General features: G+C 72.9%; 10 protein-coding genes. 7 read left to right on the forward strand and 3 right to left on the reverse strand.

The window, feature by feature from the left end; all coding sequences use genetic code 11:
- On the reverse strand, window positions 1–1,155 hold a 1,155-nt coding region (locus VGD85_RS10840; protein ID WP_331063450.1), incomplete at its 3' end, for a DUF1972 domain-containing protein.
- 8 nt (window positions 1,156–1,163) lie between these two features.
- Window positions 1,164–1,931 carry a CDP-alcohol phosphatidyltransferase family protein gene (locus VGD85_RS10845; RefSeq protein ID WP_331063451.1) on the reverse strand — a complete coding sequence of 256 codons (768 nt, stop codon included), beginning with the start codon at window positions 1,929–1,931 and terminating at the stop codon, window positions 1,164–1,166.
- A 142-nt stretch (window positions 1,932–2,073) separates the two neighbouring features.
- On the opposite strand from VGD85_RS10845, the gene VGD85_RS10850 reads away from it, so the two are divergent.
- Window positions 2,074–3,300, forward strand: coding sequence for a glycosyltransferase family 4 protein (locus tag VGD85_RS10850; RefSeq protein WP_331063452.1), 1,227 nt, complete (start codon window positions 2,074–2,076; stop codon window positions 3,298–3,300).
- Here VGD85_RS10850 and VGD85_RS10855 read toward each other — a convergent pair.
- A complete protein-coding gene (locus VGD85_RS10855) occupies window positions 3,231–3,695 on the reverse strand; it encodes an adenylyltransferase/cytidyltransferase family protein (RefSeq protein WP_331063453.1) in 465 nt (154 codons plus the stop codon). The genes VGD85_RS10850 and VGD85_RS10855 overlap by 70 nt on opposite strands.
- A gap of 339 nt (window positions 3,696–4,034) precedes the next feature.
- Here VGD85_RS10855 and pstC point away from each other — a divergent pair, with 339 nt between their 5' ends.
- The 6 genes from pstC to VGD85_RS10885 form a co-directional block, all read left to right on the forward strand.
- Window positions 4,035–5,051 carry a phosphate ABC transporter permease subunit PstC gene (gene pstC, locus VGD85_RS10860; RefSeq protein WP_331063454.1) on the forward strand — a complete coding sequence of 339 codons (1,017 nt, stop codon included), beginning with the start codon at window positions 4,035–4,037 and terminating at the stop codon, window positions 5,049–5,051.
- Complete coding sequence (gene pstA, locus VGD85_RS10865) at window positions 5,051–6,346, forward strand: phosphate ABC transporter permease PstA (protein WP_331063455.1); 1,296 nt, start codon at window positions 5,051–5,053, stop codon at window positions 6,344–6,346. The genes pstC and pstA overlap by 1 nt, the downstream gene beginning before the upstream one ends.
- Window positions 6,343–7,959, forward strand: coding sequence for a substrate-binding domain-containing protein (locus VGD85_RS10870; protein ID WP_331063456.1), 1,617 nt, complete (start codon window positions 6,343–6,345; stop codon window positions 7,957–7,959). Before pstA ends, VGD85_RS10870 begins: the two co-directional genes overlap by 4 nt.
- Window positions 7,956–10,574, forward strand: a complete 2,619-nt coding sequence (locus VGD85_RS10875) for a hypothetical protein (RefSeq protein ID WP_331063457.1) — start codon at window positions 7,956–7,958, stop codon at window positions 10,572–10,574. Before VGD85_RS10870 ends, VGD85_RS10875 begins: the two co-directional genes overlap by 4 nt.
- Before the next feature lie 2 nt (window positions 10,575–10,576).
- Complete coding sequence (locus tag VGD85_RS10880) at window positions 10,577–11,500, forward strand: class E sortase (RefSeq protein WP_331063458.1); 924 nt, start codon at window positions 10,577–10,579, stop codon at window positions 11,498–11,500.
- 71 nt (window positions 11,501–11,571) lie between these two features.
- Window positions 11,572–11,818: hypothetical protein (locus VGD85_RS10885; RefSeq protein ID WP_331063459.1), on the forward strand; the 247-nt coding region annotated here is incomplete at its 3' end.

Below are 11,818 nucleotides of genomic sequence, written 5' to 3' on the forward strand. Positions count from 1 at the left end.
GGAGCACGGGACACCGACCGGGCGGGTCCGGCGGCCGCGCCGGCCGCTGGCACTGCCGCGCACCGACTCGCCGGCGGCCAGCCGCTCGAGCAGGCTCTCGTACCCGTCGGCGACGTCGTCCCAGCGGTACCTCGACGCGGCCCGCTCCTGCAGGCGCCGACCGAGCTCGGCGACCCGGCCGGGGTCGGCCTCGGCGCGCGCCAGGATCGCGGGCAGCTCCTCCGCTACGGAGAAGTACGCCGCCGCGGGGCCGGCCACCTCGCGGTTGAACCCGACGTCGAAGGCGACCACGGCCGCGGCGGCGCCCATCGCCCGCAGCAGCGAGGGGTTCGTGCCGCCCACGCTGTGCCCGTGGAGGTACGTCGAGCAGCCGGCGTACAGCTGGTCGAGCAGGTCCTGGTCCCAGACCGCGCCGAGCAGGACGACCCGGGGGTCGTCCCGGGCGATCGAGCGGATCCGCGCGGTGTAGCGGTCGGCGTACGGCGCGGAGCCGACGACCACGAGCGGGAGCCGGGCGGCGGAACGGTGGTAGCCGGCGACGATCTCGGCGACGTGGTTCTCCGGCTCGAACCTCGCGACGACCAGGTGGAAGGCGCCGGCGCGGAGCCGCAGCCCCGCGAGCCGACCGGTGCCGGGGTCCTGGAGGATCGGGGCGCCATAGGTGAGCAGCTCGGTCGCGACGCCGAACTCGGCGCGGTAGTAGTCGGCGATCCCCGCGGCGTCGGCGATCAGGGCGTCGGCCCACCGGACCGCGAGCGACTCGGCCCACCGGTAGTAGTGGCGGCCGGCGCCGCTCCACTTCGCGCGCTGCCACTCGAGTCCGTCGACGTGCACGGCGACCGGCAGGTGGGCCGCGTGCAGGGCCGGCAGGAACGCCGCGTTCGCGGCGTTGAACACCGCCGCCACGTCGTGGCCGCCCGTGTGCCACACGTGCGCCACCGAGGCCGCGGTGTGACTCAGCGTCTCCAGCGACCGCGACCGGACGGCCGGCAGGTGCACCAGCCGCATCCCGAGGTGCTCGCACGGCCGCGGGGCCTGCGCACCCCGGCAGTAGACGGTGACCTCGTGGCCGCGCCCGACCAGGCGCCGGCCGATCTCCTCCACGGCGGTCTCGAAGCCGCCGTACCGGGCCGGGACCCCGCGCGTCCCGATCATCGCGATCCTCATCGCGCGGCGATCGCGTCCAGGGCGCGCAGCTCGCGCCACCACTTGCGGCAGGCCAGGGCGAGCAGGCCGGCGTTCGCCGCGAGCATCACGGCGTACGCCGCGACGAACGCCGCGCCCCAGCCGAGCAGGACGAACATCCAGCACTGGGTGCCGTAGTCGTTCGGGAGGATCAGCCAGCGCCGCCAGGGACCCTCGGGACGAGGCACCGTCTCCGGCGCGACCGGCGACCGCAGGTGGGGGAGCAGCACGATCCCGAAGAAGCAGGTGACGTCGACGACCAGGTAGGCGATCGGGAGGAGGAGCACCGCCTCGCTCGACACCGGCGCGAAGCGGTAGAAGGAGATCAGCACGGCGAGGTGCACCGCGCAGGTCTTCACGCAGTCGACCGTGTGGTCCAGCCACTCGCCGGACACCGAGCCACGGCCGCGCAACCGGGCCAGCTGCCCGTCCACGGAGTCCATGACGTAGCCGAGCGCGAGCAGCACCGCCACGGTCAGCCCGCTCGCCCACGACGGCCGCACCAGGGCGACGACCGCGAGGCCGGCCGCCGAGAGCGTCGCGCTGACCGCGGTCGCGACGTCGGGCGTCATGCCGACCTGGTGCACCGCCGCCGCGACCCGCCGCGCCGCCGGCCGGTTCACCGAACGTGAGTACGCCGCCGTCCCCCGCGGCGGCTTCTGTGCCGCGGCGAGCGCCGCCAGGTCCGCGCGATAGCCCCGGCGCACCGCACCGTCGTGTCGGCTGCCCGTCGTGGTGGCGCTCACGTCTCCCCCCGTGTCTCGCTCCTGACCGGAACGTAGGGCCGGCCGCCGGCGGCCGGGGCGGAGTGCGGGACCGGTCGCCAATATTGGGTGAAGGGCCGCGACCGGCGGGCCGGACGGAGGCGGGCGCGCGTCGAATGCACTCGTGAGTGACCAGCAGCCGCGGACGATCCTGGTGGCCAACCCGTCGGCGGACGTCTACGGGTCGGACCTCCAGATGCGCGAGAGCGTCGCCGCCTTCCGGGAGCGTGGCATCCGGGTGGTGGTCGTGGTCCCCGCGCTCGGCCCGCTCGTGGCGGGCCTGCGGGACCTCGGCGCCGAGATCCGGCTGCTCGACTACCCGGTGCTGTGCCGCTCGGCCGCGTCGGTCCACGGGCTCGCGCACCTGGCGGAGGCCGCCGGCCGCGCGCTGCCGGGCATCCGTCGCCTGGTGCGTGAGGTGCGCCCGGACCTGGTCTACGTCAACACGCTCACGCTGCCCTGGTGGCTGCTGGCGACGCGGGGCACCGGGGTGCCCGCCCTGTGCCACGTCCACGAGGCGGAGGCGGCCGACCCGCCCGCCGTACGACGCGCCCTCGCGCTGCCGCTGCTGCTCGCGGACACCGTGGTCGCCAACAGCCGGACCACGCAGGAGTCGCTCCTCGAGTCCGTGCCGGCCCTGGCCGCCCGGCTCCGGCTGGTGTGCAACGGGATCCCGGGCCCGCCCCGCACCCCGCGCCTGCCTCGCCACGACGACCCCGGTGCCGCGGTCCGCCTGGTCACCGTCGGGCGCCTCTCGCGGCGCAAGTCGCCCGACACCGCACTCGAGGCGGCCGCGCTGCTGCGGGCCCGCGGGTACGACGTCCACCTCGAGCTGTGCGGGACCCCGGCGCCGGGCCAGGAGGACTACGCCGCCGGGCTGCGGGAACGGGCGCAGCGGCCCGACCTGCGGGGCGCGGTGACCTTCGCGGGCTACGTGGCCCCGGTCTGGCCGGCCCTCGAGCGCGCCGACCTGCTGCTCGCCCCCTCGCTGGGGGAGTCGTTCGGGAACGCGGTCGTCGAGGCCCAGCTGGCGCGGCGGCCGGTGGTCGCGGCCGCGGTGCCGGGCCACCTGGAGACGATCCGGCACGGGGTCACCGGGCTGCTGGTGACACCGCGCGACCCCCGGGCCCTGGCCGACGCGGTCGGCACCCTGGTCGAGGACCCGGGACTGGCGCTGCTGCTCGGCGACGCCGGCCGGCGGGCGGCCCGCTGGGCGTACGGCGTCGCGCGCTACCGCAGCGAGATCGCCGACGTCGCGGCCCGGTGTGCCCGGGCGGGTGCTCAGACCCGCTCGAGCGCCGGCCAGGGCCTGCTCAGCTCGACCTCGTCGCCGAGGCGTGCGAGGGCCTGACGCAGCCGGGTGCTCGACGTGTGCACGGTGTACGGGAAGTAGACGACCTCGACACCGACCGAGGCGAAGTCGCGCTCGAGCTTGTCGCCCTTCGGCGTCCCGCGCCAGTCGTCGCCCTTGAAGATCCGGTCGAAGTGCAGGAGTTCCCAGGTGTCGAGCTTCTCCGGGAGCGTCTCGGCGTGCACGGAGTCGACGTAGTCGATGTGGCGGACGATCTCCAGGCGCTCGGCGAGGCAGATGACGGGCCGGGTGCCCTTCGCGCGCTCGCACATCTCGTCGGAGACGACGCCGGCGATCAGGTGGTCGCAGTGCGCCCGCGCCAGGCGGAGCACGTTGAGGTGACCCACGTGGAAGAGGTCGTACACACCCGGTGCGTAGCCCACGACCATGCTCATGACCGCAACCTAGAAGCCCGGTGACCGGCCCGACGGGCCCCGCCGGGAGATACCCAACACGGGGGAGAGGCGTTCGGCATCCGGCGGCGGCCGACGACCGCGACGAACGACGGGTGAACGACCGGCCGAACCCACCCCTGGCCCGTTCGGGCCAGGCGGTGACCGGCCCCTATGACCCGTTCTGACCAGCGCAAACCCCGCGGGCCGAGGAGTTCGGCAAACGGGGCGTGGCTGTTCGCGCGACGTTCACCGGGCACGGACCCGCCGTTCCGGTGACGTCCTGAAGATTCAGGCGATTCAGCACCCCGCTCCACCGAGCGCATCGCCAGAAAGCACCGCGTGACCACCCAACCTGTGCCGTACGCCTCCACCGAGGTCGGCCCCCGCAAGATCTCCCGCAAGGCGACGGGTGTCGATGCGGTCTTCGTGCACTCCATCCGCGCCGTCGGTGCCGTCGTCCTGGTCATCACCGGCGGCGTCGGCCTGTTCCTCGGCTGGCAGGCCTACCCGACCCTGCACCACTACGGCTGGAGCTTCTTCACCGAGAACCGCTGGCAGCCGGAGGCCGACATCATCGGCATCGCGGCGGTGCTGACCGGCACGTTCTGCGTGGCGATGGTCGCGATGGTCGTCGCGTTCCCGCTGGCGCTGCTGACCGCGCTCTACATCAGCGAGTACGCGCCCGCGTTCCTCAAGAACGTCCTGGTCTCGATGGTCGACCTGATGGCGGCGGTGCCGTCGATCATCTGGGGCCTCTGGGGCTTCTTCCTGATCATGCCGCACGCGGCCGAGCTCGCCATGTGGTTCGAGCGCAACCTCGGCTGGATCCCGGTCTTCGAGGTGCGCGGGGCCGACCCGGACGCCGCGGTCGTCGACACGGTGATCTCGCAGTACAGCTTCAGCATGTTCTGCGCCGGCATCGCCGTCGCGATGATGGTGCTGCCGATGGCCTGCGCGGTGATGCGGCAGGTGTTCTCGCAGACCCCGGAGGGCGAGAAGGAGGCCGCGCTCGCGCTCGGCGCCACCAAGTGGGGGATGGTGCGCACCGTCGTGCTGCCCTTCGGTCGCGGCGGGATCATCGGCGGCACGATGCTCGGTCTGGGCCGGGCGCTGGGCGAGACCATCGCCGTGCTGTTGATCCTCTCGCCGTCCTTCGACGTCAAGGGCCGGGTCCTCGAGATCGGCGGCAACACCGTCTCCGCGCTCATCGCGGGTCGCTTCGGTGACGCCGACCCGACCCAGCTCTCGGCGCTCCTGGCCGCGGGCTTCGTGCTGTTCCTCATCACCCTGGCCGTCAACACGGTGGCTTCCGTGATCGTCAACCGCAGCCGCTCGGGCGCCGGGACGGACGCCTGATGACGCTCGCGCCCCAAACTCGCGGCAACCAGACCCTCGGCCCGGCCGAGGGCGGCACCGTCGGCACGACCTCGCTGCCGCGGTACGACGACGACGCGCCGCCCGCGGTGCCCCGAGCGGCCCTGGGCCGGCTGACGACCGACGAGCTGTTCGCCCGGGTCGGCTCCTGGGCCGCGGGCTTCGCCATGGCCTGGCTGATCACCCAGCGGCTGCTGCCGCTGGCCGGCCTGCCGTGGTTCCTCCTCGTCTGGTTCAGCTGCGGGCTGCTGGTGACCGCGGCGACCGCCGGGATGTCCGGTGGCCTCGTCGAGGTGCGCGACCGGGTCGCCGGCGCGGTGATCACGGCCGGCGCGATGGTGGTCGGAGCCGCTCTGCTGAGCGCGATCGTGTTCGTGTTCGTCCGGGGCTGGGAGCCACTGACCCACCTGAACTTCTTCGTCGACGACATGTCCGGGGTCGGCCCGAAGGACCCGTTCGACCGCGGCGGCGTCCTGCACGCGGTCGTCGGCTCGCTGATCGAGGTCGGCATCGCGGTCGCGGTCACGCTGCCGCTCGGCATCGGGACGGCCGTCTTCATGAGCGAGGTCGGTGGCCGGTTCGCCCGGGTGGTGCGCACGGTCGTCGAGGCGATGACCGCGCTGCCGTCGATCGTCGCCGGCCTGTTCATCTACACGGTGCTGATCGTCGCGCTCGGCTACCCGAGGTCCGGGCTCGCCGCCGGCCTCGCGATCGGCGTGATGATGCTGCCGATCATCGCCCGCGCCGCGGACGTGGTGCTGCGGGTCGTGCCGAGCGGCCTGCGCGAGGCCAGCCTGGCGCTCGGCGCCAGCCGCTGGAAGACCGTCTGGCACGTCGTGCTGCCGACGGCGCGGCCCGGCCTCGCCACCGCCTGCATCCTCGGCGTCGCCCGCGGCGTCGGCGAGACCAGCCCCGTGCTGCTGACGTCGGGCAACGCCCAGTTCCTCGTCACCAACCCCACCGACGGCGTCATGAACTCGCTGCCGCTGTTCGTCTACTCCCTGGTGCGCTCCGGAGAACCCAACGCGATCGCCCGCGCCTTCGCCGCCGCCACCGTGCTGCTCGTCGTGGTGCTCGTGCTCTTCGTGGTCGCCCGGCTGCTCGCCCGGCCGAAGCGGGCCAAGCGCACGAGGGCCAGCCGCCGGCTCACCGGTGGCACCAACCGGCTCGGCCTCAACCTGCGCCGCGGGGACCCGCTCGTGCTGGCCGGCCCCGTGCGGGCTCCCGACGACCTCGCCACGAAGTACCCGCCCGCCCCGAACGAGGAGATCCCGTGACCCGCCTGATCCGAACGGTCGTGGCGTTCGCGCTGTCGCTGGCGTGCGTGGCCGCACTGCCGGGCGCCGCGAACGCGACGGTCTACGCCCAGATCGAGGGCACCGGCTCGACCTGGTCCGAGCTCATCGTCCAGCAGTGGATCGCCGACGTGGACGCCAACGGCATGAAGGTCGTGTACACCGGCGGCGGCTCGACCAAGGGCCGCAAGGACTTCGCCCAGGACAGCACGGACTTCGCGATCTCCGAGATCCCCTACCAGGGCACCGACGAGCAGGGCCAGGCCGACACCAGCAACGGTCGCGACTACGCCTACCTGCCGATCGTCGCGGGCGGGACCGCGTTCACCTACCAGCTCAAGATCGGCGGCGAGCTGGTGCGCAACCTGCGGCTCTCCGGCGAGACGATCGCGAAGATCTTCACCAACAAGATCACGAACTGGAACGACCCGGCGATCACCAAGGACAACAACGGCCGCAAGTTCCCCTCGATGCCGATCAAGCCCGTCGTGCGCTCGGACGGCTCGGGCACGACCGCGCAGTTCACCACCTGGATGGACCACGAGTACCCGAGCATCTGGCGGCCCTACTTCGGCCAGTCCGGGCTGACGTCGTACTACCCGAAGAACGGCGGGCAGATGATCAGCCAGGCCGGCTCGGACCAGGTGATGAACACGATCAAGGGCTTCGCCGGCAACGGGACCATCGGGTACGTCGAGTACTCCTACCCGCTCAACGCGGACTACCCGGTCGTGAAGGTGCTCAACAAGGCCGGCTACTTCGTCGAGCCGACGCAGTACAACACCGCGGTCGCGCTGACGAGGGCCAAGATCAACCAGGACAAGAGCAGCCAGCTCTACCTGACGCAGATCCTCGACGACGTCTACACCAACCCCGACCCGCGGGCGTACCCGATCTCGTCGTACTCCTACATGATCATCCCGACGGGCGACGACGACCCGCGGATGACGACCGCGAAGCGGCAGACGCTCGCGGACTTCATGTACTACTCGCTGTGCTCGGGACAGACCAAGGCCGGGCCGTACGGCTACTCACCGCTCCCGCTGAACCTCGTCCAGGCCGGCTTCGACCAGATCGCGAAGCTGAAGAAGGCCGACGGGGCCGTCGACCTCACCGACCGCGACGTGAAGTCGTGCAACAACCCGACCTTCGACGGCAAGAACCTCAGCCACAACGTCCTCGCCGAGAAGGCGCCGCAGCCCGCGGCCTGCGACAAGGTCGGCGCGGGGCCGTGCGGCACGGCGACCGGCACCAACCAGCCCAGCACCGACGAGAACACCGGTGGCGGCGAGGGCGGCGGCGCCACCGGTGGTGACACCGGCGGCTCCGACGGGGCGGGAGGCCCCGCAGCCGCGGGCGACGCGCCCACGGCCATCGACCCGGACACGGGCCTCCCGGTCGCAGGCGACGCGACCACGTCCTCGGGCGAGGCGGTCTACGCGAACCCCACCGAGCTCGTGGCAAACCGCGCCGTCGACCAGCGCACGTTCGGCTGGCTGGCCGTGCTCGAGCTGTGCGCGCTGGTGCTCCTGCCCGGCTTCTACGTCGCGGCCCTGCGGCGGCGTCGCGCGACCAAGGCGGGGGGACGACCGTGAGGCGCGTCGTGCTGATCGGCCTGGCCCTGCTCGGTCTCGCCGCGCCCGCGGCGGCCGGGGCGCAGCCCGCGGGGGACGCCGGGGTCGAGGGGTTTCGAGGCTCAGGCGCTAGCGCGCCTTCGCACCTCAACCACCGGGAGGCGCGCACGCCCCGGGACGGCTGGCGTGCGACGAAGACGCTCACCCGCCAGTTCGTGCAGCCCGACGGCTCGACGTACTCCTTCCCGAGCAGCACGGTGACGGTCACCGCCGACCAGACGACGAACCTGCGCGGCCGGCAGCGGATCCTCATCACGTGGAAGGGCGCCCAGCCCAGCGGCGGCCGGGCCAGCAACCCGTACGGCGAGAACGGGCTCAATCAGGAGTACCCGGTGGTCGTCATGCAGTGCCGGGGCATCGACGACCCCTCGCTGCCCCAGCGCAAGCAGCTGCGGCCGGAGACCTGCTGGACCGCCTCGGTCGTGCAGCGCTCGCAGGTCACCCGCTCGGAGGGCGAGGCGAGCTGGGTCCACGACCTCGACGCGACGGAGGAGCAGAAGGGCCGGCTCTCCGGCCTGGACCCGTTCCCGACCGCGGAGGAGTGCCCGGCGGCGGACATCGACCCGTACTTCACGAAGCTGACGCCGTTCGTCACCGCGAAGGGCCAGACGTTCACGGCCTGCGACGCCGACCACATGCCGCCCGAGGCGGCGGTGGACGCGGCCTTCCCGCCCGCCGAGATCGCGGCGTTCACCGACACCGACGGCACCGGGTCGGTTCAGTTCGAGGTGCGCAGCGACGTCGAGAACGAGTCGCTCGGCTGCAACGACAAGGTCGCGTGCTCGATCGTGGTCATCCCGATCGTCGGCCTCTCCTGCGACCAGCCGTCGGCGCCGATGACCAGGTCCGACCAGGCGTGCCGCAAGGGTGGCCGCTTCCCGGCCGGGTCGAGCAACTTCGCCAACGAGGGCGCCGACCAGGCGGTCTCGCCCGCGCTGTGGTGGTCGCCGTCGAACTGGAAGAACCGGTTCTCGATCCCGATCACGTTCGGCCTGCCGCCGGACACCTGTGACCTGCTCGACCCCCGGCCGCCGACCGGCTTCTACGGCTCCGAGCTGCTCGCCCAGGCGGCCCTGCAGTGGGCGCCGGCGTACTGCCTGAACGAGAAGCGGTTCAAGTTCCAGCTCAACCAGATGCCGGACATCGCGGGCTGGAAGCTGATGGAGAGCGGCAACGGCGTGGCCGCCGAGGTGTCCTCCGAGCACCCGCGCACCGGCCCGGACCCGGTCGGCTACGCGCCCACCGCCGTGACGGGGTTCGCGATCGGCTACCAGATCGACAAGCCCGACAACGCCGGCGAGTACACGCACCTGCGGCTCAACGCCCGGCTGATCGCCAAGCTGCTCACCCAGTCCTACCTCGGCTCGGACCTCGGCCGCGGCCACCCCGGCATCGGGGACAACCCGCTGGCGATCATGGCCGACCCCGAGTTCATCAAGCTCAACCCGGGCCTGAGCCAGAACGCCCAGGAGGCCGGCGCGACGGTCCTGTCGCTGTCGAACTCCTCCGACGTCATCGAGCAGCTGACCGACTACGTCGCCCACGACCGGGACGCGATGGCGTTCATCCACGGCAAGCCGGACCCGTGGGGGATGGTCGTCAACCCGAAGTACAAGAACATCGACATGCCGCGCGCCGACTGGCCGATGCTCGACACGTACGTGCCGGAGACGCAGAACAGCTGCCGGCAGGACAACCCGGCGGTGTACTTCAGCCAGCTGGCCGCGCCGGTGAGCACGATGCGCGACATCGCCGACGCGCTCCTGGACTCGTGGCCGAACGTCCAGACCCGCTGCGAGAAGGACCTCGGCACCGGTCTCTACAAGCTCGGCCGGATCGACCGGCAGTCCTACGGATCCCGGTTCATGCTCGGCATCGTCAGCCTCGGCGACGCCGACCGGTACGGCCTGCGCTCCGCGGCGCTCGAGGCCAAGCCGGGTACGTACGTCGAGCCCGACACCCGGTCGCTCGCGGCCGCGGTGCAGCTGGCCCGCCAGGAGAAGGTCCACCACCCGTTCGTCCTCGACCAGGGCGACGTGCGGAGGTCGGGCCGCGCCTACCCGGGGACGATGATCGTCTACACCGCGGCCCGGCTGCAGAACCTGGCGAAGGACGACGCCGCGAGGGTCGCGCAGTTCGTCCGGGTCGCGACCACCGAGGGCCAGGAGCCCGGCAGCGGCAACGGCGAGCTGCCGGGCGGGTTCCTGCCGATCGAGAAGACCGGGGTGACCGCGAAGCTCTTCGACGCGGCGCAGCAGACCGCCGACGCGATCGAGGCCCAGCGCTCCGCACCCTCCGGTCCCGGTGACGGGCCCAGCGCCAGCTCCGGTGACGGCGGCAGCGGCGGTGGCGTCACGCCCCCGGGCGTCCCCGAGGACGGGGAGCCGTCGACCGCACCCGAGCCGTCCGCGGCGCCGACCACCCCGCCGATGGCCGTCGAGATGCCGGCCACCGAGCCGGTCGGGTCGAACCTCGCCGGCGGCCTGCTCCCGCTGCTGATCCTGCTCGGCGCGATCGGCTGCGTGACCGCGACCGCGCTGCGGGTCGCCGCGCCCGTGGTCCGGAGACGGCGATGACCGTGACGCTCGAGAGGCCCACGCGAGCCCGTCGCAAGCAGGTCGACCGGCGGCCCCGCCCGGCGCCGCGACCGCCCGGCCCGCCGACGACCGCGGACAGCGCTTCGTCGGTGCTCTCCACGTCGTTCACGATGATCGCGATCGTCTGCCTCTGGATGGCCGCACAGCTGCTGTTCCTCGGGTCGATCTCGCAGCACCGGGCCCAGGACCTGCTCTACCGCGAGCTGCGCGGCGACCTGGCCGGCGCGACCGCGCCGGTCGGACCGGTGGTCCCCGTCGGCGACCCGGTCGCGCTGCTCACGATCCCGAGCATCGGGCTCGAGCAGGTCGTGGTCGAGGGCACCGCCTCCGGCGACCTGCTGGCCGGCCCCGGCCACCGCCGCGACACCGTGCTGCCGGGCCAGGTCGGCACGTCGGTCGTCTACGGCCGGGCGGCGACGTACGGCGCCCCCTTCGCCGACCTCACCGACCTGAGCGCCGGCGACGAGATCGACGTCGTGGGCGCCCAGGGCTCGACGACGTACACCGTCCTCGGCGTGCGCCGGGCCGGCGACCCGCTGCCGCAGCCGGTGGCCGAGGGCGCCGGCCGGCTCACGCTCGTGACCGCGGAGGGCAGCGGCCGCCTGGGCGCGATCGCGCCGGAGTCGGCGGTCTACGTCGACGCCGACGCGACCCAGGCGTTCCCCGCCCCGCCCGGCCGGCCGGGCGCGGTCCCCGATTCGGAGAAGGCGATGGCCGCCGACGACGGAGCCCTGCCGCTCCTCGCCCTGTGCCTGGCCCTGCTCCTGGCGCTGACCCTCGGGGTCGTCGCCGCCCGTCAGCGATGGTCGACGGTGCTCGTGTGGGTGCTCGCCAGCCCCCTAGCGATCGCACTGTCCTGGGCTTCCACGGATGTGGTGATGCGACTGCTGCCCAACCTGATCTGACCAGCTGTGCCGTCTCGGGGCGGCGTCTTCACGACAGACAACGCACCACCTTCACAGGAAGCGAACGACACATGTTTGTACGCAAGTCCCTCGCGGGCGTCATCACGGCCGCCCTGGCCGGCTCCGCGGTCGTCCTGTCGTCCGGAGCGGCGTCGGCTGCCGAGGCCGACGACCCGACGTTCACCCCCGTCGCCGGTGACCTCATCGGCGTCGGGTCCGACACCATCCAGACCACCCTGCACCTGCTGGCCGAGCGGGGCTGGAACGCCCAGACCCCGGCCCCGGCGTACCGGATCGCGAGCTTCGCGGCCCTCGGCG

It is taken from the genome of Nocardioides sp., assembly GCF_036401255.1.
Classification (GTDB): domain Bacteria; phylum Actinomycetota; class Actinomycetes; order Propionibacteriales; family Nocardioidaceae; genus Nocardioides.